The organism is Kitasatospora sp. NPDC059462, from assembly GCF_042749955.1.
GTDB lineage: Bacteria > Actinomycetota > Actinomycetes > Streptomycetales > Streptomycetaceae > Kitasatospora.
The window spans coordinates 1-22,449 of record NZ_JBHYUU010000036.1 but is presented as its reverse complement, the minus strand read 5'-3'; the positions used below and the strand labels follow the sequence as shown (position 1 = coordinate 22,449).

The 22,449-nt window shown below is 70.9% G+C and carries 10 protein-coding genes and 2 pseudogenes; 6 read left to right on the top strand and 6 right to left on the bottom strand.

What is annotated here, in order from left to right:
• Positions 1 to 252 precede the first annotated feature (252 nt).
• A pseudogene (locus tag ACFXAM_RS12550) lies at positions 253 to 435 on the top strand (DUF3223 domain-containing protein); the annotation flags it as partial.
• A gap of 90 nt (positions 436 to 525) precedes the next feature.
• Here the strand turns inward: ACFXAM_RS12550 and ACFXAM_RS12545 are convergent.
• Both ACFXAM_RS12545 and ACFXAM_RS12540 read right to left on the bottom strand, forming a co-directional pair.
• The gene (locus ACFXAM_RS12545; RefSeq protein WP_380290294.1) at positions 526 to 678 is read right to left on the bottom strand and encodes an excalibur calcium-binding domain-containing protein; all 153 of its coding nucleotides are present in this window, start codon (positions 676 to 678) and stop codon (positions 526 to 528) included.
• A gap of 510 nt (positions 679 to 1,188) precedes the next feature.
• Positions 1,189 to 4,953 (bottom strand): ricin-type beta-trefoil lectin domain protein, encoded by a 3,765-nt coding sequence (locus ACFXAM_RS12540; protein WP_380290248.1) that lies wholly within the window; start codon positions 4,951 to 4,953, stop codon positions 1,189 to 1,191.
• 359 nt (positions 4,954 to 5,312) lie between these two features.
• On the opposite strand from ACFXAM_RS12540, the gene ACFXAM_RS12535 reads away from it, so the two are divergent.
• From ACFXAM_RS12535 to ACFXAM_RS12515, 5 genes are all read left to right on the top strand, one after another.
• Positions 5,313 to 12,536, top strand: a complete 7,224-nt coding sequence (locus tag ACFXAM_RS12535) for an RHS repeat-associated core domain-containing protein (RefSeq protein ID WP_380290246.1) — start codon at positions 5,313 to 5,315, stop codon at positions 12,534 to 12,536.
• A gap of 72 nt (positions 12,537 to 12,608) precedes the next feature.
• On the top strand, positions 12,609 to 13,319 hold the full coding sequence (locus ACFXAM_RS12530; protein WP_380290244.1) for a hypothetical protein: 711 nt from the start codon (positions 12,609 to 12,611) through the stop codon (positions 13,317 to 13,319).
• 103 nt (positions 13,320 to 13,422) lie between these two features.
• Positions 13,423 to 14,328, top strand: a complete 906-nt coding sequence (locus tag ACFXAM_RS12525; protein WP_380290242.1) for a recombinase family protein — start codon at positions 13,423 to 13,425, stop codon at positions 14,326 to 14,328.
• A 412-nt stretch (positions 14,329 to 14,740) separates the two neighbouring features.
• On the top strand, positions 14,741 to 16,129 hold the full coding sequence (locus ACFXAM_RS12520; protein WP_380290240.1) for a recombinase family protein: 1,389 nt from the start codon (positions 14,741 to 14,743) through the stop codon (positions 16,127 to 16,129).
• Positions 16,130 to 16,295: 166 nt separating this feature from the next.
• Positions 16,296 to 18,365: a Shedu anti-phage system protein SduA domain-containing protein gene (locus ACFXAM_RS12515; protein WP_380290238.1), complete on the top strand. Its 2,070-nt coding sequence runs from the start codon at positions 16,296 to 16,298 to the stop codon at positions 18,363 to 18,365.
• A gap of 179 nt (positions 18,366 to 18,544) precedes the next feature.
• Here ACFXAM_RS12515 and ACFXAM_RS12510 read toward each other — a convergent pair whose 3' ends face one another.
• From ACFXAM_RS12510 to ACFXAM_RS12495, 4 genes and pseudogenes are all read right to left on the bottom strand, one after another.
• Positions 18,545 to 18,886 (bottom strand): hypothetical protein, encoded by a 342-nt coding sequence (locus tag ACFXAM_RS12510; RefSeq protein WP_380290236.1) that lies wholly within the window; start codon positions 18,884 to 18,886, stop codon positions 18,545 to 18,547.
• 229 nt (positions 18,887 to 19,115) lie between these two features.
• On the bottom strand, positions 19,116 to 20,120 hold the full coding sequence (locus ACFXAM_RS12505) for a DUF418 domain-containing protein (protein ID WP_380290234.1): 1,005 nt from the start codon (positions 20,118 to 20,120) through the stop codon (positions 19,116 to 19,118).
• A 128-nt stretch (positions 20,121 to 20,248) separates the two neighbouring features.
• Positions 20,249 to 20,881 (bottom strand): response regulator, encoded by a 633-nt coding sequence (locus ACFXAM_RS12500; protein WP_380290232.1) that lies wholly within the window; start codon positions 20,879 to 20,881, stop codon positions 20,249 to 20,251.
• 211 nt (positions 20,882 to 21,092) lie between these two features.
• Positions 21,093 to 21,596 (bottom strand): annotated as a pseudogene (locus ACFXAM_RS12495) (sensor histidine kinase); the annotation flags it as partial.
• Positions 21,597 to 22,449 lie beyond the last annotated feature (853 nt).

Below are 22,449 nucleotides of genomic sequence, written 5' to 3'. Positions count from 1 at the left end.
GATCGCTGTTTGACCCGAAACCTCCGTGTAGGCGGAGCGGACGCGTTGGTCCGGGGCACCTGGGCGGTAGGTGCGGGACGCGCAAGCTTCCATACCACAGCTGCGGAATTCGGTTCGGTTGTGCCGCTCGGCTGGGACCATCGTTATGGGACGCCTGGATGTGGCGTGCGGATGATCAGGAGGTTGATCTGATGGCAGTGACTTGGATCGGGGCGACGTTGGTACACGACGAAGACGGCGGCCAGCGACGCGGTGGGCAAGGTTCTGCACGGGAACACGATCGGCACCGAGTTGGCCGACGAGGAGTCCGACCTTGTGCGGGACCTTCTCGACATGCACCACGAGGTCGAGGAGAAGGTTGGTGTGGGCGTGGCTGGCATCCGGATCGCCCCGATGCAGAAGGGCAAGTACCCCGGGTTCGAGGTGGTGCGGACGGACGGCAGCCGCCGACGGATTCGGTGCGGGAGTTTTGCCAGGGTGAGCATGCGCAGAACGGCTTCGGGTCCGAGTGCCTCGTCGGCGCTCCTACTCGCAGGCGACGCCGTTATCGTCGCGGTCAAGCGCGGGCCGATCTCCCGGATCTCCCCGGTGCAACGAGGCCACGCCGGCGTCGCGGGCGGCGTCGCAGTTCTTGTAGTAGGCGGCGCCGACCGGCGTGCTGGTGGTCTTCGCAGGCATCGGGGCCGGGGCGGGCTCGGACGGAAGAGGGCGCGCTTGGCCGGTGCCGACGGGCCACCGCCTGGGCGGGCGCCGGCCTCGCCGACACGGGCGCGACGGCTGGACGGAAAGGGATTCCCGCCAGGGACAGACGGCAAGGGCGCGTGGCCAACCTTCTCTCCGGCCGCCACTTGCTGGTCCTCGTCCCTGGACGCGGCCGCGAAGGCTGCCGAGTCTCCCCAGCGGATGTCCGCCGTCATCACGCGCCTGATTCCGCAGCAGCCGTCTGCCCTCGTCGCCATCGATCTCACGGACCTGCACGCGTTCAGCCACTTGATCATTCTGACGGTCCGGTGCCGCCCGGAACAGCAACCGGGCGACACGTCACGACGAGGCGAACGTTGCCTGATGCGGCACTAGCACGGGTTGAGGGGGCGTGAGCGCCCCATCGGTGTGGCGGATCGGCCAGAACGGAGCTGCCGCCGCCCGGGGCGGGCGGCGGCAGCTGGTTGGGGGCGGGGCCAGGTCGGGCTACTCGGCGACGGCCGTCCAGCGCTGGTTGCCGCCCTGGTTGCAGGGCCACAGCACCGGCCGGGCGCCCGGCGCGGTGCTCCAGGACGGGAGGTCGAGGCAGAGACCGGAGGGAGTGTTGCGCAGGGCACCGTCGGATCCGAGCGCCCACTTCTGTCCGTTGAGCCCGGCGCAGCCCTGCATTGCGACGCCAGCGCCGGGGGCCGCCGCGTCGTTCTGGACGGAGAAGCAGAGGCCGCTTCTGCGGAGCGTGCCGTCGACAGCGAAGTTGAAGTGCTGATTGCTGCCGCCCCAGCAGCCGTAGAGGGCGATGGCGGCGCCGGCGGCCACCCCGCCCTCGGCGTCGAGGCAGCTGCCGGGCGCGATCGCGGAGCGGATCGAGGTGGTGGCTCCGGACCTGCCCATGAAAGCGGGCCAGGTGAAGCCGTCGACCCGCCCCGCGACGCCGTCGGTGTTGACGCCGCGCCACACGTGCACGTTGCCGGCCGCGTCCACGGTCCAGAGGTCGGCGAGGCCGTCCCCGTTGAGGTCGCCCGAGGAACCCATCTCCGGGTAGGCGGCGGTGCTGGTGCCGCTGCCACCGAGGATGAGGCGTCCGGCGTCCGGCCGGGCAAGCGCGGAGTAGTTCGGCGTCACCGTCTTGTCGGCGTTGACCGTGCCGGTGATCGCGTACGCGTAGACGTTGCCGTGCCGATCACCGGGGCCGCGGTAGCGGGCCCAGACGGTGGCCTGGCCCACGGAGTCGGTGTCGGAGATCTTCAGGGCCCCGTTGGCCGGGCCGGGGTTGATGAGCTCGTAGTCGTTCCAGTCACCGTGGCCGGCCTCGGTGGGGATCAGCTGGGCGGTGGGGGAGAGTTCGTTCGCGCCACCCGGACGGTACAGCCACAGCCGTCCTCCCTGCTCGACGGTGAGCAGTGAGCTTCGGGTGGTCATCACGGTGCCCGAGGTGCGCTCGCCCTCGGGGGTGCCGATGGCGACGAGCTGGCTGAGGGTGGACCAGTCCTCGGCGTAGACGCCGGTGGAGGCGCAGTCTGTGACCGGCCCGCCCAGGGTCAGCCGGCAATTGGCGGGCCGGGCGAGGCTGGTCGAGACGAGGTTGTCGAAGCGGCCCGCGCCGTCGTTGTAGACGAGGCTCAGCAGCTTCTTCAGCTCGGGATCGGTGGTGTTGTGGGCGATGATCTGGTCCACGTTGGCGCCGCCGATGAGGGCGCCGCGGTGGGTGATCCGGTAGTCCTTCCAGGTGGGGTGGTGGCTCTGGTCGTTGCCGGGCGCGGCGGCGGCGACGGCCGAGTTGGTGCGGGTCGGGTCGGTGTTGGCGCCGAGGGCGTTCAGGTTGCCCGCGGCGTCCGGGCGCAGGATGTCGGCCTTGCGGTCGCCGTCCACGTCGCCGAAGACCGGCAGCGAGCCGGGCCGCCAGGGCGCGTAGTAGCTGTAGGAGGCCACGTCGCTGTAGTTGCCGGCGTTGTCCTGGGCCTGCGCGAAGATGACGTTGGTGCCCCAGTTGCCGGGAACGTGCTGGAAGCTGGCGTTGCCGTTGTCGTCGGCGGTGACGGTCCCGGCGTCGCCGCAGTGCCACCCGGTGACCGGGGTCGGGTCGGTGCTGACGCGGAAGCAGGCGAGACCGGAGGCCTGGAGGCCGCCGCCGGGAGCGGGGTCGTTGCCGCCCAGGGTGAAGGTGGCGTTGCTGTCGGCGTAGGCGGTGGGGTTGTCGTTGGGCGTTCCGGACGGTGGGAAGTCGGGCGAGGCGATGGCGGCGCGCGGGTTGGTCCGGTCCACGCGGAAGTAGCAGAGTGCGGAGCCGGCCGACGTCAGGGTGCCGTCGGTCGCCCAGGCGTTCCAGCCGTACTGGTGACCGTCGGCGAGGGTGCCGACCGGCACGGAGGCCGGGGAGTTCCACGATCCGCCGCCGGCGGCCGGAGAGGCACCCCAGGTCTGGTCGGTGTCGTCCCAGAGATGGAACTGGTTGGTGAGGTTGAACCCGGCGGGGGACCAGCTGTTGACGTTCAGCCAGATGTTCTGGTTCGAGCCGATCCAGCCGGGGTTGTCCCAGGGGTTGCCGCCGCTGATGCCGACCGTGCAGTCGATCGGGCGGTTGCTCTTGGCATGGAAGGGGTAGGGGCCGGTGCGCGGGTACCAGATGCTCGGGGTGTGGTCGTACTCGGTGGTGATCGACGGGTTGTCGGCGAACCTGTGCCGGAAGTACATGTTCGACTCGTCGTCCGGTGCGATCCCGATGATCATCTGGGTGTTGCCCCGGGCCACGGCCTGCTGGACGGCGGAGGTCACGACGACTCTCATGGGCCCGTAGCCGGTGATCGCGCCGTCGGCGATCCGGGTGCAGCCGTTCATGCGCCCCTGGATGCCGCAGGGCTGGTTGCCCCAGTCGGTCAGGGTGTTGATGTCACCGTCGGGGGCCCAGTAGAAGCCGAACGGGGTCGGTGTGCCGTTGCTGGCGGCCCAGCTGACGGTGGTGTTGAGGACGGAGCCGAAGACGCTCGGAGGGTTGGGGGCGCCCTCCGGCCGGGTGCGGAGCGCGGGGTTGAGTCCGATCTTGAAGTACGCGCGCTGGCGCCCCTTCGGGGTGCAGTCGCTGTATCCGCAGAAGCCGGTGGCGAGTTGGGTGTAGGAGCCGTAGTTCCGGGCGCCGGGGTGGTTCTCCTGGACCTCGACCGAGCCCTGGGTGCTGCTGGTGGCGACCAGGGTCGGATCCAGGTACCACGGCCCGGTGCCCTTGCCGAGGGCGTTGCGGTCCGGGGTCAGTTCGATGGCCGACTCGGTGACCCGGGTGGCCATCCGGGCGACGATCGCGTGCTCGCCGGGACCTTCGGCGCTGGAGCCGTCCGCAGCGGCGTCCGGGTCGGCGGCCTCGGCAGCGCCGGCTGCCGCTCCGGGCGCGAGGGGCGTGGCCTTCGCCGCCGTGCCCGCCGGGGTCCCGGTCTGCGGTGTGGTGGTGGAGTCCCACTGGATCGGGGCGGGGGCGTGGAACTGCGTCCGCCCGTTCGGGTCCTTCGCCTCGATGTTGCCGACCGCGTCGGCGGAGACTGTGAGGCCGGTCGCCTCGGTCCGGAAGGTGAGGGTCGTCAGTTCCGGGCGGGCGGCCGCCTGGGCGGTCCGTACGACCAGCACGTTCCGCCAGCCCCCGGCGGGGAGCGCGGTGACCTGCAGGTCGACCTCGGGCAGGACGTCGGCGTAGGTGGCCGTGGCTCCCTTCAGCACGGGTGCCGGAAGCGGGAAGGGCGCGGTGACCGCGATCCTCGCGCCGTCGTCCGTGGTGAGGGTGGCCATCGGGCCGTTGCCGCCCCCGGAGAGGGTGAGCCCGGCCATGGCCACCGCGGGGGTGACGCTCCCGTCCGGGTTGCGGTGCAGGGTGGCGTCGAGATCGGACCAGCCGCCGTCGCGCCGGGTCCGGACGGGCTGTGCGGTGTCGGTGGTGGCGAGTCGGCCCGCCGGTGTGGCGACGGTACTCGACGTCTCCGTGGTGAGCGCGTCCACCGCCACCTGTTGGCCGGTCCGGCGGGCTTGCCCGATCGCCTCGGCCACGGCCAGTTGCTCCGCGGTCTGGTTGGCGGGCGCCGGAGTCTCGAAGCCGTCCGGACCGGCGCCGGACGGGCCGAGGTCGGCGTGCGCGGGGACCACCGTCGCGGCGAGAGCGAGGGCCCCGGCGACGGCCAGCGCGGCGATCCGGCCGGCGGCGCGGTGGGTTCTGCGACGGGAAGGACCCTGGTGGGTCGCTCCGTGGTGCGAGGTTCCTGGTGTGCTCGCCATGGTGATGATGTGTGACCCTCCCGATAGCCGCCCCGACGGGCAGACGTTCGGACCGAAACTGTGCGTGGAGAGACCCTTTGGAGTCAAGACCTGCCATGTCGATTAGCAGAAAGATGCGATGACGATCAGTCAGATTGCGACACGGCTGCGGAAACCCCCATTACCCACCAGTAGGTCTAGTCCAATTCCGCCATGGGCCCCTAGGGTCGGCGTCGCTCATCGAAGGTGTGCGATCCACTCGCCCGCCATGGCGGCACGTTGCATCGGGGGGTTCCGTGTTGAATTGGCATGGCCGCATACAGCCAGCGGGCGGTGGGGGGCAGGCCCGGCAGCGTCGGCGCAGTCCGGCCCCGGCTGCCGTGGTCGCCGTTCTTGCGCTGCTGACCGGTCTGGTCGGCGCCCCTTCGACGGCGGCGTGGGCGGCGGCCCACCAACAGCCCGACCCCGACAAGGTGTGGGTGCCGCCGAACACTCCGCTGGGCGACGACTCCCCGTCGGTCCCGGGCGGCGACCTCACGGTGACACCGCTGCCCGGCGGCACTCCGCTCCCTGCCGGCCCGGCCCCGGTGGTCGCACGCCCGGTGCTGTCCGGATCCACCACGGTGACGCTGGGCGTGGACGGCGCCGAGGCGAAGGCGGCCCGGGCGGCCAGTGGTGGTGCCTCCCCGGCGTCGGCGGGCGCCACTCCCGCACGGGCCGGCGACCTTCCGGTTCTGTTGCTGCCCGAGGACGGCCACGGACGGGCCGCCCAGACGGTCGCGGTCTCGGTGTCCGGGGTCGACCAGGGCCGCGCCGCCGGTGTCGCGGGCCCACTGCTGACCCTCGCCGACGCCGGGCCACCGGCGACGGCGGGTTCCCCGCCCGCCGAGGGCGCCCCCGCCGGGCGCGAGGTGAGGGTCACGGTGGACCTGGCGGGACTCCAGGGCGCGGCCTGGGCGGACCGCGCGCGGCTGGTCGCGCTCCCGGCCTGCGCCCTCACCGAACCCGAGCGCGCCGAGTGCCGCACCCGCACACCCGTCGAGGCGGTGACCGACGTCCGGGCCGCGACGCTGACCGCCACGGTCACCCTGCCCGCCGTCTCCACGCCAAACGCCGCGGCCACCCTCGTTCCCACCCCGGCCGCCGCGCCGATGGTGCTGACCGCGGAGCCCGCCCCCGCCGGCTCCGGCGGCAGCTACGCGGCTACCTCGCTCGCCCCCTCGATGGCCTGGAACGCTGGCTCCAACGCCGGCAACTTCCTCTACTCGTACCCGATCGAGGTCCCCCCAGCCCTCGGCGGCGAAGCGCCGTCCGTCTCGCTGTCCTACAACTCGGCCACCGTGGACGGCCGCAGCTCCGCGACCAACTCGCAGTCCTCCTGGATCGGCGACGGCTGGGACTACGAACCGGGCTACATCGAGCGCTCCTACCGGCCGTGCGACAAGGCCGGCATCACCGGTTCCGCCGACCTCTGCTGGGCGGGTCAGAACGCGAGCCTGGCACTCGGCGGCCACTCGGGCGCGCTGATCCGTGACGACACCACCGGCGTGTGGCACCTCCAGGGCGACGACGGCTCGAAGATCGAGCAGCTCAGCGGCGCGTCCAACGGCCTGAACGGCGGAGAGTACTGGCGGGTGACGACCTCCGACGGCGTCCAGTACTACTTCGGCCGCAACCACCTGCCCGGCGGCGACGGCACCGACCCCGCCGCCGACTCCGCGCTCGGCGTGCCCGTCTACGCCCCGAACAGCGGCGACCCGTGCCACGACCCCGCCAAGGACAAGGGCTCCTGGTGCACCATGGGCTGGCGCTGGCAGCTGGACTACGTGGTCGACCCGCACCAGAACCTGACCTCCTACGTCTACGCGAGCGAGACCAACCACTACAGCCGGGGCGCCGGGCAGAACAACGGCACCGGCGTGCTGACGCCCTACCAGCGCGCGGGCTATCTGAAGCAGATCTCCTACGGCCAGCGGCTCCCCGAGCAGACCGCCGCCAGGGGCACCGCCCAACCCGCCGCGCGGATCGACTTCGGCACCGCCGAACGCTGTGTACCCTCGGGCGCGGTGACCTGCGCCGAATCGGAGCGGACCAGCGCCAACGCCGCCTTCTGGCCGGACGTTCCGGTCGACCAGCAGTGCGGAGCATCCGGTTCCTGCGCCAACCGGGGTCCGTCCTTCTTCTCGACCAAGCGGCTGACCACCATCACGACCTCGGTCCTGTCCGGATCGGCACGCATCACCGTGGACACCTGGAACCTCGGCCAGTCGTTCTACGACCCGGGAGACGGAACGGCGAAGACCCTATGGCTGGGAGCGGTGACGCGCACTGGCAGCAACGGCCTGCCCGCCCAGAGCCTGCCCGCCGTGACCTTCTCGGCGATCGGCCTGGCCAACCGGGTGGACGGGCTGGTGCCCGCGGCGCCGATGTTCGTCCGGCCCCGCGTCGCACGGATCGACACCGAAACCGGTGGACGGATCAACGTCAACTACTCACCGCCCGCCTGCTCGCGCGTCGAGAACCGGATGCCCGCCTCCGAGGACGGCAACACGCTCGCCTGCATGCCGGTCAAGTGGTACAAGCCGGGCTCCTCGACACCAGTCGCCGACTGGTTCAACAAGCCGCTGGTGACCAGTGTCACCGAACAGGACGCGGTCACCGGTGCCGCCGCCGTACGGACGAACGAGTACACCTACCACGGTGGCGCGGCCTGGCACCGCAACGATGCCGAGTTCGCCGATCCCAAGACCCGGACGTGGGACGGCTTCCGCGGCTACGAGGCGGTGACCACCACCACCGGCAGCGGCTACGCGGGCGAGGCGCCGAAGACCCAGCAGAAGGTCACCTACCTGCGGGGTATGGACGGCGACCTCAAAGCCGACGGCACCAAGCGCGCCGTCAGCGTCACCAGCCCGCTCGGCGGCACCGTCGTCGACAGCGCTTGGCTGGCCGGCTCCACCGTCGCCACCGAGGCCTACGACCAGGCCGGTGGCACCGTCCAGAGCGTCAAGGGCAGCCTCTTCTCCGCGCAGGAGATCACCGCGACGCAGGCACGCGGCGGCGACATCCCCTTCCGCTACGCCCGCTACCCGGCTGCGCAGGTCACCGCGATTGCCAAGGACAAACTCTCTGACGGCAGTTGGCGGACCACGACCACCGTCTCCACCAGTGACCCGGCCAACGGCAACAGGCTGCTGCACGTCGCCGACAAGGGCGACGGCACGGCCGCCACGCCCGAGACCTGCACCACCAACAGCTACGCGACGTCGGCCAACCCGATGCTGCGCCAGCTGATCGCCCAGTCGGTCCACACGGCCGCCCCCTGCGGCACCCCCGCGACCCCCGCCAACACCATTTCCGCCGTCCGGACGCTGTTCGACGGCAAGCCCTACGGGCAGGCCGGCGACCTTGGAGACCACACCTCCTCGCTCGTCCTGGAGCGGTTCGACGGGAACGCCCCGGTCTATCTGCAGCAGGGCACCGTCGAGCGCGACGCCTACGGCCGGCCGGTGCGGACCGCCACCACCGACGGATCCACCTATGACAAAGACGGCAACCGGACCGGCGGCCCGACGACGGCGCCCGCGGTCACCCAGATCGCCAACATCCCGGCCTCCGGGGCCCTGCCCACCAGGATCACCACCACCGGCCCGCTCGGCGGCTGGACCACCTCCGTCGACTACGACCCCGGCCGCGGCCAGGCGCTGGTGCACACCGACGCGAACGGCCGCAGCACCACCGAGCAGCACGACGCGCTCGGCCGGCTGACTGCCGTCTGGTACCCCGACCGGCCCACCGGCGGCAAGGCGAGCCTCAAGTACTCGTACTTCGTCAACGGCACCACCGGCCCCTCCGTGGTCATGACGGAATGGCTTCAGGGCAACGGCCAGACGTACTCCTCCAAGACCGAGCTGTACGACGGCCTCGGTCGACTTCGCCAGACCCAGCAGACCTCGGACGCGAAACCGACCGGGCGTCTGATCACCGACACCGCTTACGACTCGCACGGCTGGGCGGTCAAGGTCTCGTCCCCCTACTACGAGGCGTCGAGCCTGCCGGGCAAGAACCTCTTCGTCCCCGGCAACGACTCCCAGGTGCCCGCGCAGACCTGGATCTCCTACGACGGCACGGGCCGCACCGTCCGCGAGGAGTTCCGGTTCTTCGCCAACGCGCAGTGGGCGACGGTCACCGCCTACCCCGGCGCAGACCGCGTCGATGTGACACCCCCGCAGGGCGAGGCCCCGGTGACCACCATCACCGACGCCCGAGGGCGACGGACCGCGCTGTGGCAGTATCGGACGGCGGCCCCGACCGGAAGCCCCGCCGACGCCGACGTGACGACCTACCGCTACACGGCCGCCGGCCAGCCGGCCGGGCACACCGACCGGGCCGGGAACAACTGGGCCTTCCGCTACGACCTTCGCGGCCGCCAGATCGCGACCGACGACCCCGACGCGGGCACCAGCACGGTCGGCTACGACGTGAACTCCCGGGTCGAGCGGACCACGGACGCACGCGGCCGCACGATCGTCACCACCTACGACGTTCTCGGCCGCAAGACCGCCGAGTACGCCGGCAGCGTGGCGGCGGCCAACCAGCTCACCGGCTTCACCTACGACACCCTCGCCAAGGGGCAGCCGACCTCCTCGACGCGGTACACCGCGGGAGCCGGCGGGCCCGCCTACACCAAGGCGGTCACTGGCTACGACACGGTCTACCGGCCGCTGGGCACCACGGTGACGATCCCGTCCATCGAGGGCGCGCTTGCGGGAAGCTACACCAGCACCACCACCTACAAGCCGGTGACCGGCGCGGTCGCCTCGCTCAGCGTGCCCGCTGCCGGCGGCCTGCCCGCCGAGACCCTCACCTACTCCTACACCGACACCGGTCTGCTCACCGGGGCGATGAGCGACGAGCAGACCCTCGTCCAGGCGGTCGCGTACGACGCGCTCGGCCGTGCGGTGCGCACCACCGTCGGCGACTACGGAACCCAGGTGGTCTCCACCCAGCAGTACGACTGGGCGACCGGGCGGCTGATCAACTCCCACACCGACAAGCAGACCGGGACCGTCTCCGTCTCCCAGACCGCCTACACCTACACCGCGTCCGGCAGGCTGACCTCGGCGAGCGACCTGCAGAACGCCACCGCCACCGACACCCAGTGCTTCACCTACGACCACCTCGGCCGGCTCACCCAGGCGTGGGCCGACACGGGCGGCGTGCACACGGTGGCCGACTGGACCGACTCCAGCGGGGTCAAGCACGGTACCGGTGGCGGCACCACCGCGCCCGGCACCGGCGGCTGCGACAACGCCGCCGGCCCGGCCGCCGTCCCCGGAGGTCGGTCGGTTGGCGGGCCGAGCCCGTACTGGCAGAGCTACACCTACGACGCCACCGGAAACCGCACGAGCCTGACCCAGCACGACCGGAGCGGCGACAGCACCAAGGACACCGTCACCACCCAGACGTTCGGAGCCGCAGGAACCGTCAACACGCCGACCACCGCGCCCGACACGGGCGGCGGAACCGGAGGCCCGCACGCCCTGCTCAGCTCCACCACTGCCTCGCCGTCCGGCACCCGCGTCGACCGGTACCAGTACGACGCGGCGGGCAACACCACCGCCGTCACCAGGACCGGAGGCACCACCACCCTCGGCTGGGACGGCCAGGGCAAGCTGGCCACACTCGCCAAGACCGAGCAGCCGAGCGCCAACGAGTACGTCTACGACGCCGAGGGCAACCTGCTGCTCCGCCGAAACCCCGGCAAGACCACCCTGCTGCTGGCCACCGACCAGCTCACCCTGGACACCGCGTCGGGGGCGATGAGCACCGTCCGCTACATCGGCGCCCCCGGCGGTCTGTCGCTCACCCGGGTCACCGCACCGATCGGTGGCGGCTCCCTCTTCGTCCAGGCCGCCGACCCGCACGGCACCAACGGGGTGCAGATCGCCTGCGCCCCCGGCCAGGCCGTCACCCGGCGGCCCGTCGACCCGTTCGGCAACGCCCGCGGCACGGCTCCGGCACCGGACAGCTGGGCCGGGAGCAAGGGCTTCGTCGGCGGCGTCCAGGATGACGCGGCTGGGCTCACCACCCTGGGCGCCCGCCACTACGACCCGCGTGCCGGGCGCTTCATCAGCCCCGACCCGCTGCTCGACCAGTCCGACCCACAGCAGTGGAACGCCTACGCGTACGCCAACAACGACCCCGTCAACCACACCGACGCCAGCGGCCTGATCATCGACGACTGCAAGGAAGGACGCTGCGGCGGCGGCCACTACAGCCCACGCGCCTCGGAGCAGGTCTACCCGCCGGCCAGCTTCTGCGCCACCCTCCAGTGCGCCGAGCAGACCTCCACCTGGGAGTACCACCAGTCCGACCTGAAGACCCGGCAGTACATCGCCACGACGATCAGCAACGGCAAGGGCGTAGGCGGAACCACCACCAAGGCGAAGACCAAGGACAGCGGCTGCATGTGGGCGATGGGCATGAAGCACAACTGCGGGCCCGCCGCCAGTACCGGATCCAGCACGCCCGCCAAGAGCGGCCAGCCCCAACTGCTGCTCGGTAGCTACCCGGTCAACAACCCGTCCGCGCGCGGGTGCGACTCCAAGGTGATCTGCGGCCTCGTCAACACCGTCGCCTTCGCCTCGCTGCTCCTGGTCGGCGCGCCGGTCTGCGCGGCCATGCCGCCCGCGTGCGCCACCCTGGCGCTGGAGGAACTCGTCTCCACCCAGGCGGACATGCCGATCGGCGTCAACCCGCGGGCTGGCGCCAAGGGCGCCGCCGGCGACGCGCTGACCGGGGCCGGGCGAGCCTGCAAGAGCTTCCCGGCCGGAACGCTCGTCCTGCTCGCCGACGGAAGCGCCAAGCCGATCGAGGAGCTGGTCGAGGGCGACCTCGTCGTCGCCACCGACCCGCAGACCGGCGAGACCACGGCGAAACCGGTCACCGACACCATCCTCACCCCGGACGACGAGAAGTTCACCGATCTCACGCTCGTCGCCGGAGACGACGCCGCCCCGTCGGAACCGACCGTCCTCACCTCCACCTACCACCACCCCTACTGGGACGTCACCACCCAGCGCTGGACCGATGCCGGCGAGCTCGCCATCGGCGACCGCCTGAGTGCCGGGGACGGCACCACCGTCACCGTCACCGCGTCCCGTACCTACCGCACCGCCCCCCGGCCCGCCCACAACCTGACCGTCGCGGACCTTCACACGTACTACGTCCTCGCGGGCCGGACCCCGGTCCTGGTCCACAACTGCGGCGAATACCCGGACTTCACCTGGTTCGAGATAAACGTCCTGCGTAAGGCGCCAGCCGCCAACGGAACGGTCGCGGACCTTCGCGGCAAGACTTTCCGGGACGTGAACCCTGGCGAACCGGAGAGCGACAAGAAGCTGGCCGGGGCCAGGAAGCTGGCGGAGAAGGGCAAGCTGCTGGATTCGATCTTCCGGCCGAGGGACGGGATGTATCCGGCGATGCTGAGCGACGGCAAGACCATCGACAACGGGAACCACCGGCTCTACTACCTCTTTCAGCAGGCGGAGAAGGGGGAGATTCCGTGGGACACTCCGATCTATCTCTACCGGCTGCGCTGAGCGGGGGTGCCCGACCTACCGAGGTACACATGCGTCAGGGCGAACCGTCGACGAGAAGCGGAGGGGATCGCGATGGCCAGTGCAGAGCTTCGGCGAGCACTGTGGCAATGTACCGTCAGGGGCCACCTTGACATCCGATCGACGGCACGTTACGGCGTACTGGAGATGGAGGCTGCGCGGTTCGGACTGGAGCCCGGGTTCGCCGAGGCGGGCCGTTGCGTCGCCGGAATCGCAGGTGTCTGCCTGGCGGTCAGAACTGCCCGGGCAATCGAGGGGGGCGGGTGGCGGGCGCTGACCGCAGGCTGGTCGGCCGCCGACGCAGTCGGGCGGGCCTGGCTGGCGGCCACGGTGCGCGAGTTCGCGGGGGAAGCGGCCGCCGACGGGCTGGACGCCGCTCTGGCGGCGGCTCCGGCCGCCGCCAGCCCGGCGGTCCACCCCGGCGCGCTCCCTGCTCCGCGCCGGTCGGGAGCGGCGGGCTGGTGCGACGCCATGCTGACCGCCGGGTTCGAGGATGTCCTGGCCCTCGTGGCTCCCGGTGCCCCTGGCCGGACGGTGGACGGCCCCGATTGGGCGGCGGTGGAGGCCATCGCGGACACCTGCCACCGCGTGCCCTACCCGCAGGCCCTCCCGGGCCTCCTGCGGCCCTGGTTGTTGCGGCGCGACCTCGCCTCGTCCTGGGGGTCCACCTCGGAGGCCGGCCGGTCCTGGTGCCGGACGCGGGACGCCGACTCCGGCGTTCGCGCTCCTGCGACGATCCGACGCATCATCGCGACTCGGGCGTGACCGGGGACGCAGGGCGAGACGAGCCGGTGACCGTCCGTCGGCGTCCGGGGCCGGCAGAGCGGTTTCTTTCATCTGCTGACAGTCCCGCAGGGCTCGAAGGGCTTTGCGGGACGACTCCAGCCAAGGCTGCACACCGGCGACCCACGCGTACAAGAACCAGGGCGACACCTACACGAGCAAGCGCAAGACGCCGCCGTCGAACCATTGGAACCCGACCAGTGTGGGGAAGATTCTGCGTTCGCCGGCGACGATGGGCCTGAAGCTGACCGGCCGCTCCGTGAAGGCGCGCAAGATCGCCCGCGACGCCAAGGGTCTGCCGATCCGGATGGCCAAGCCCCTGTTCACGGAGGGGGAGTGGGCGGCGGTCCAGGCGGCGATGGACGAGCGGACCATCACGAAGGAACGCTCGAACAGTGGCTCGCCCTGGCTGGGCGTGCCGCACTGCGACCGCTGCGGCGACCGGTTCTACCGGCAGCTGAACTTCGCGAAGAACGGGAAGGTGTACGAGTACTACCGGTGCGCGAAGACGGCCGGCAAGCCAGCCTGCAAGGGCCAGTCCATCAAGGGCGAGCGTGTCACCGCCGCGATCGCCGCCCTGGTCGAGCGCCTGGCCGGGCTGGCGATGACGGTGCGCAGGTTCACCTCCGGCGAGGACCACACCGAACAGCTCAACCACGTCACGGCGGCCATGCGCGACCTGCGCGAGGAGAAGCGCCGCAACCTGTTCGACTACCTCGGCGGCGACGACGAGTACTCCGAAGCCCTCGAAGTCCTCGTCGACGAACGCCGCCGCCTCGCAGCCCTTCCACAACGCCCCTCCACTTGGGTCGAGGTCGAGACTGGAGAAACCTTCGCCGATGCCTGGGCCAAGGCCGACCAGGAACACCGCCGCCAGCTCCTCCTTGGTCTCAAAGCCCGCCTCTACATGACACCCACCATTGAAGGCTGGTGCCTGTCACCCGGACTCGAAGAACGAGTGCAGCAACTCGCTGCTGCCTCTTCGTACTGACGATCCGGCAGGCAGCCTGACTGAGACGGGCACCGTTTTGCGATCGCGGACGTTGGCGCAGAAGGCGTAGTTCTGATCGAACATGCCTCTGACCTGTGGAAAAGCAGCTCTCAAGGAAGGCCATTTCACAACCGGCGCACACGCGGCGGTGATGACGATGAGCTGCGGTGAGAAGCGCCGAGCGGTGATCCCGTGCATGCGGCGCGATCGACCATCGGGGTGTCGTTCCCGTCGCCGTTGCCTCCGGGGCGATCCTCAGTGCCTGCGTCCTGGCGGCCGCAACCACGGCGGAGGTGGGAGGGGCGATGTGTCAGGTCCGGGAAGGCCCCGGACTGTCGTCATGGACGGTTACTGAGGTTTTCGTTCTGTTGTCGGTGGTGACAGGTAGTGATCCCTGCGGTATGCCGGTGGTATGCGGTATGCGCAGGGTGGGGGCCTGACCGCTGAGCGGCGGGCGTTTCGAGAACAGGTGCGACTGGAGGCCGGGGGCCGGTTCGAGGCTGGCGAGAAGACGTCGGTGATCGCCCGGGAGCTGCGGGTCGGCGAGCGGTCGGTGGAGCGTTGGCGGCGGGCCTGGCGTGAGGGCGGTGCGGATGCCCTGGGCCGCGAGTCGTCGTTCGGGAACGAGCTGGCCAAGGTCTTCCTCATGCTGGCGTCGATCTTCGCGGAGATGGAGCTCAAGCGGATCAAGGCCCGGGTGTCGGCGGCGCACAAGCATCTGCGCAAGACGGACCGGTGGGCCGGCGGGCAGCCGCCGTACGGGTACCGGATCGTGGACCGGCCGGGCGGCGGCCGCACCCTGGAGCCGGACCCGGTGACGTCCGAGGCCGTGCGGTACATGGGCAAGCTCCTGCTGGAGGGACAGAGCCAGTGGATGATCGCCACGGCCCTGGAGGCGGCCGGCTTCGATACCCCGTCGACGCACGCGTACAAGAACCAGGGCGACACCTACTCGAGCAAGCGCAAGACGCCGCCGTCGAACCACTGGAACCCCACCAGCGTGGGCAAGATCCTCCGCTCGCCGGCGACGATGGGCCTGAAGCTCACCGGCCGGTCCGTGAAGGCGCGCAAGATTGCCAGGGATGCGAAGGGCCTGCCGATCCGGATGGCCAAGCCCCTGTTCACGGAGGAGGAGTGGGCCGCGGTCCAGGCGGCGATGGACGAGCGCACGATCGCGAAGGAACGCTCGAACGGCGCCTCGCCCTGGCTGGGCGTGCCGCACTGCGACCGGTGCGGTGACCGGTTCTACCGGCAGGTGAACCTCGCCAAGAACGGCAAGGTCTACGAGTACTACCGCTGCGCGAAGACCGCCGGCAAGCCGGCATGCAAGGGTCAGTCCGTCAAGGGCGAGCGCGTCACCGCCGCGATCACCGCCCTGGTGGAGCGCCTGGCCGGGTTGGCGATGACGGTGCGCAGGTTCATCCCCGGCGAGGACCACACCGAGCAGCTCAACCACGTCACGGCGGCCATGCGCGACCTGCGCGAGGAGAAACGCCGAGGCCTATTCGACTACCCCGGCGGCGACGACGAGTACGCCGAAGCCCTCGAAGTCCTCGTCGACGAACGCCGCCGCCTCGCCGCACTCCCGCAACGCCCCTCCGCCTGGGTCGAGGTCGAGACCGGCGAGACCTTCGGCGACGCCTGGACCCAGGCGGACCAGGAACATCGTCGCCAGCTGCTCCTCGGCCTCAAGGCCCGCCTCTACATGACACCGGCCATCGAGGGCTGGTATCTGCCCGCCGAACTTCAAGAGCGAGTGCGAGAGCTGGAGTGCGTCGATGGCTCGGCGTCCGTCGGGTGACCCGGACCGGCGGTGGGACCGGCCAGAGCCTTGCCGACACCCGCAGCCTCGCCCGGACGTGCTGCGGCGTTCTCGCGGCCAGCCAGCCAGACATGTTGATGTCTGAGTGAGAGCGGAATGTCCCAATAGCCCTCCGCATGGCACACCAGCCGTCCATCATGGAGGCATGACGTCCAATGACTCCGACCCAGCGCACGCTCGACCAGAGATCACTGTGGTGACGCGGCAAGACATCTTCAAGTACTTGCGTGGGATGTCGAGCCCCTGGTGGGGGAAGCTGGACGAGGTCACGTTCCTGGAGGGCCTATACGACCTGGACCGTCCTCAGCCTGAGAACAGCCAGCTTCCGACTGTCCGGGACGATATCCAGCAGCACCGATTCAACAACGATGACCTGCCCGACGACTGGATCTTCGAGGACCCCAGGTTGGAGCTTGCCCACGGGCCGGACGAGGTACTGCTCGCCTTTCTGGCACGGATGGTCCATCCCGAGGTGGCAGCCGATGTCGAGGAGGCGATGGCGTACGTCGATGAACTGAACCGGCTTCTGGCGCCAGACGGATGGGGCCTGCGCTCCTACGAGCTCGTCTCCGGCCGACCGCTGTACACCCCGGTCCGCGTCACCCCGACAGGCCCGTTGATCCCGCTGCCACTGGGCGACGAAGACACTGGCAAGCTCGACCTGGTCCTCGGTCAGACCTACAGCCTCCTGGACTGCGCCGGCGAGGAGAGCGCACGCGACCTGCTGCGCACCGCGGTCCTGACCCTGCGCCGCGACGGCGGGTTCTTCCACCCCATGCCCGGTGACAGCTGGACGGCGGACACCTACGAGGCGGTCTTGACGGTGGAGCGCGAGCTCCTGCGCACCGTCACCGAAGAGACGAAGGGGTTGATCTGGCGGACGCTGGAGACCGTGCTCGGCCAGCTCGGGCGCACCGACGTCCAGGGCCTCGTGGTCGAGGGCGATCCCCGGCCGATGCCCAACATCGCGCCGGACTGGCGGACCCAGGCCGCTGCACCTGCCACCCCCATCGTTCGCGGCTTCCGTCTCCCCTTCACCACCACCGAGTTCGACGTCACCCGGGGGGACTTCGCCAGCCTGGAGATCCGCGGTTCCCAAGACGGCGATGGGCTCCAGCACCTCTACGACACCCGCGCACGCCGAATGATCACCGACTTCGTCCTCGACGATCGGCCCCAGGTAGCGACCCTGCTCAACGTCACCATCATCAAGAAGGGCGACAGCTACACGCCGAGGGTCAAACTCTGGAAGAAGGACAAGAAGAAGGCTGGGGACACCCCTATCTTCCTGATGGTGCCTGATACCGGCGCCACCCGGGCCGTCAAGGCGCTCGTCGACACCGGCGACGTTCATGAGAACTTCTGGAAGGTCATCAACTTCCTCCAGGGCTGCGCCGGCCTGAGCACCCCGGGTGACCTCCACCAGCTGGTGACCGGGGACGAAGCGCAGCTGGTGCAGCTGTTGACCGGTCAGGACCGGACGATGGTTCTCGGTGCGGTCAGGACCGCGATCGGCGGCGGACTCACGGAAGAGGACATCCGGCTGATCAGCAACCGCAAGGAACAGCTCCAGAGGTTCGAGCGGTTGCTTACCGATCCGGGCTACTTCCAGCAGGCGGAGAGCCTGGCCACGACACGCGGGCCGGAGGCGGTCTGGCAGGCCTTCTTCGAGGAGAATCAGTGGATCTTCGGTTACGGCCTCAACCTCATCGCCTGTGAGTCCATCGACGACGGCAAGCTGGAACGCATCACCACAGGCGCCAGTATTTTCGGCGGGGCCGGGAAGCGCATCGACGCCATCATGCGTTCCAAAGGCCTGATCAGCAGCATGCTCTTCTGCGAGATCAAGACCCACAAGACGGAGCTACTCGCCGGAACCCCGTACCGATCGGGCGTCTACCAGGCATCGAAGGAGCTGGGCGGGGGCGTGGCCCAGGTGCAGAAGACCGCCAACAAGGCCCAGCAGCTCATCTCCCGCCAGTTCCTCGATCGCATCTACGAGGACGACGGCACCCCGATCGAAGTCGGGCTGTCCACCACCCGCCCCCGACAGGTCGTGGTGATCGGGAGCCTGCAGGAGTTCATCCAGAACGGTGCCGTGAACCCGGAGAAGATCAGCTCCTTCGAGCTGTACCGGACGTCCATCCAGGACGTCGAGATCATCACGTTCGACGAGCTCTACCAGCGGGCGTGCTTCATCGTCGAGGACCGCTGAGTCTGGTTGGCGGGAGAGTATTGGGCCTGGCTCCATCGCATGGGCATTGCGACGGACAAAGCCTCGTGGTAGTGGCCGGCGCGCAGGTCGGGGTCGTCCTCCAGGGAAGTTATGCGGCGCGTGCGGGCGGTGGCGAGGAGTTCTTCGGCCTGCCGGCTTCCTGTTCGGGCCTGCTGCCATCAGTCGCCGGCGGTGCGGGCGAGGAGGAGGAGCTTGAGCGGGCTGGTGCCGGGGTGTTCGGCGGAGTCGACGAAGGCGCCGAGTTGTTGGGGGCGGGTTTCGGCGTAGTCGAGGACGACCAGCAGGGGCTTGGCCGCGCGTCGTAGTTCGCGCAGATGGTCGGGACGGGCGCTGGCCCGCGCCCACAGGACGGGCCAGCCCTGGGCGGTGAGCCGCTGGCCGAGGTGGTGGGCGAGGCGGGTCTTGCCCTGCCCGCCCGGACCGTGCAGCAGCCACGCCCCGTCCCGCCCGCACCACGCCTCCAGCTCGGCGAGCAGAGCCTCCCGGCCGTGGAAGGGCACGGTCTGGCGTCCGGGCTCCAGCAGGGCGGCCGGTGTGACGGGGGTGCGCCGGGCGGCGGGGTTGCCGGTGGGGTCGGCGATCGAGCGGGCCGGTGACGTGGGCGGCCCATGGGGTCGGTCGGGCTGTCTGCCGAAGTGCCCGCATGTGCTTGCCCGGCCCCGGCGGTCAGTCCATCGTGGCCCTCGTGGGCACGTTCTGTGGGCGAGCGCTCGGGCCGGGGCGGGGCGTTCAGCGGTAGTTGGGGACACGCTCCCACCAGGTGACGCAGCGCAGGCACCACTCGGCGGGGCCGTAGCGGAAACGGGCCAGCCACCAGCGACTGAAGAGGATCTGGACGACGAGGATGGCCAGGGCGAGGACCATGGCGGTTCCCCAGTGGAGGGACTCCCGCAGGCCGAGTACCGGTACGGCCGCGACGACGAGGATCGTGGCCGTCAGGTAGTTGGTGAGCGCCATGCGGCCGAGCGGTTCGAGGACGGCGGACAGCGCCGGGCCCACCGGGCCGCGTAGCAGAAGGAGCAGGGCGAGGACGTAGGCGAGAGCGGCCAGCAGTCCGGCGCCGGCGGCGACACGGGTGGCGTGGGCGTCGGTGGGGTCCATGGCGTTCTGCCACCAGGTCGCAGCCACAGCGGCGGGTGCGATCACGGCGAAGGCGGCGGCGAGCCGTCCGGTGCTGTGGCCGAGGACGCGGGGGATACCCAGGCGGGCCACTGCGAGACCGAGCAGGAAGAGGCCCGGGATGGTGGCGATGCCGCCTGAGGCGAGCGTCACCGAGGCGAGGGTGATGCCGGTGCCGGCCGCCAGGACGAGCGGGGTCGGCAGCCAGGTCGCGGGCAGCAGGACGATCAGCCCGAAGATCGCGTAGGGCGTCAGCGCCTCGCCCGGCTGGAGCAGTTGGTGGGCCGCCCCGAGGACACCGAGCGCGACCAGGCGGCGCACGAGGAGCAGCCGCGGCCGGTCCGAGCGGCGTGCGGCGCCGTCGAGGAAGAGGGCGAAGCTGATGCCGAAGAGGAAGGAGAAGACGGGGAAGAAGCGTCCCTCGACGGTCAGGTCCAGGACGTGCCGGACGGGGTGGACCTCGCCGGGGCGCGGCCCGAAGGCCAGTCGGGCGATCGTCGGGAGGTTGACCAGGAGGATGCCGCCGAGGGCGAATCCGCGGATGGCGTCGAGGGCGCGGATGCGGGACACGGCGGGTGACGCCGTGGGGGGCGGGGTGATGGTGCTCTGCTGCATGCCACCACGGTCGGTCGGCGGGGGCGGTCGGGGCCTCTGCCGTTCGGCCGGAGTCGGCCCATGCCCCTCGGCCGTTCGGCCGAGGCGCAGTCCGGCCCCGGGCGCGGCGCGGGGACGGGCACCGATGTTCAACGGGACCGGACCGCTCCCGTCTCCCATGCCCAGGCCGCGATCTCGACGCGATTGCGGACGTCCAGCTTGGTCTGGACGCTCCCGAGATGCGTCTTGACGGTTCCGAGCGAGACGTGCAGCTCCTGGCAGATCTCCTGGTTGGTGCGCCCCCGGGCCACGAGCCTGACGACGTCCATCTCCCGGTCCGTGAGCGGTTGCGCGAAGCCCCCGCCGTCCGTACCGGGCAGGGGGCCCGTGTACTGCCCGAGCCGTTCGAGCAGGCGCACCGTCACCGACGGGGAGACCAACGCGTCACCGCGGGCCGCCGCCCGGACCGCCTCCACCAGCAGGCCGGGGCCGGCGTCCTTGAGCAGGAAGCCGCAGGCCCCTCCCTGGAGCGCGCCGTAGACGTAGTCGTCCTGGTCGAAGGTGGTCACCACCACGACCCGCAGCGGATCGACGGCGTCCGGACCGGCGAGGATCCGGGTCACATCCAGGCCGTCGAGTTTCGGCATCCGGACGTCCACCAGGCATACGTCGGGCCGCAGCCGCCGTGCGGCCTCCACGCATGCCGCGCCGTCGGCGGCCTCGGCGATCACCTCGATGTCCGGCTGGGTGTCGAGGATCAGCCGGAAACCGGTGCGGACCATCTCCTGGTCGTCGGCGATGAGCACGCGGGTGGCGTGCGACGAAGGGGCGGACGCGACCGGACGGGGCTCGGGGGCGGACTGCGGGGCGGTGCTCACACATCCGATCGTGCCATGCCGGGGCCCGGGCCCCGGCGGGCGCCCGGTCCAGGACGGGGAATCGCGCGGCCGTTTCCCAGCCTCCCTCGTCGGTGGGACCGGCGGTGAGCGAGCCGCCGACCGCCTCGGCGCGTTCCCGCAGGCCCACCAGCCCGAAGCCGCCGCGCCCGCCGGCGGGCGCCCCGCCCCGCTCGGACGGCGGCCGGTTCCGCACCTCCACGGCCAGCTGCCCCTGGCGCAGGCCGACGTGTACGGTCACCGCGTGCGCCCCGGACGCGTGTCGGCGCACATTGGTCAGCGCCTCCTGCACCACCCGCCGGACGGAGGTCTCCACCTCCGGCGCCAGACGCGCGCAGCGGGCGGCGGCTTCGATCCGGACGGTGACGTCCGGGCCGCCGCGCCGGGAGAACTCGGCAGCCAGGTCGGCCAGGCCCGCGTACAGCTCGCCGGGACGGACGGCGCGCCTCTCCTCCTCGCGCAGCACCCGCACCAGGCGGCGCATCGAGTCCAGGGTCTCCAGCCCCGCCTTCTCGATGCCAAGCAGCATCGTGTCGACCTGCTCGGGGGCGGCCTCGCGGATGGTCCGGGCGGCTTGGGCCTGGACGACGATGCCGGTCACGTGGTGGGCCACGAAGTCGTGGAGATCGCGGGCCAGCTCCAGCCGTTCGCCCTGGCGCACGGCGGCGACGGCACGGGTGCGGCGGGCGTCCAGGGCGCGGAGGCAGCAGCCGAGGCCCAGGGCTGCGCCGACGGCCAGGGTGAGGAGGAAGGCGAACGTCGCGGTATCGGCGGCGTGCTCCCGGCGCAGCGGAGCGGCGATCACCGCAGAGCCGAGGGCGGCACACAGGGCGACGGCGACGGCCGGCGGCTCGGCCCGACGGGCGGTGACCGCGAGCAGCACCAGGAGCGCCCCGCTCTCCAGCAGACTCCACGAGCCGGTGGCGCCATGACCCGCGAGGGCCAGCACGGCGGTCACCGCCCAGGAACCCGCCGCGACGACCGCGGCACGACTCCGCACGGTGAACCGCTCTGCGGGCACCAGCACCAGCGCGGCGAACACCGGCCCGCAGGCGAGCAGGACGAAGTCCCCCACGCTGTGCCTGTTGCCGGTCAGCGGCAGGAAGCTCACCCAGTCGACCAGCCAGAGCAGGACGAGGGCCAGATACAGCGAGCCGACGGCCGTCCACTGGGCTCGACGCGGGAAAGGAGAAAGATGTTCCACATCAGCAGGCTACGAAAGCACCGGGCCGCAGCGAGTCGGCCGAACGGCCGAGGCCGGGCCGGGTCCTGAACCGCCCGTGCGCCGCCCCCGCACCGTCACGAGCGAGGGTCGCACGAACTGCCCACCTGGAAAGAAGATCACAACGCCTCCCACCGCTAGGAGCTGTTCAAGGTTCGGATCATGTGGCTGGGGTCAGAGACTTCAGCCACATGATCGATCCGCGGAGGTGCAGGCCTGCCGCGTAGCTCTC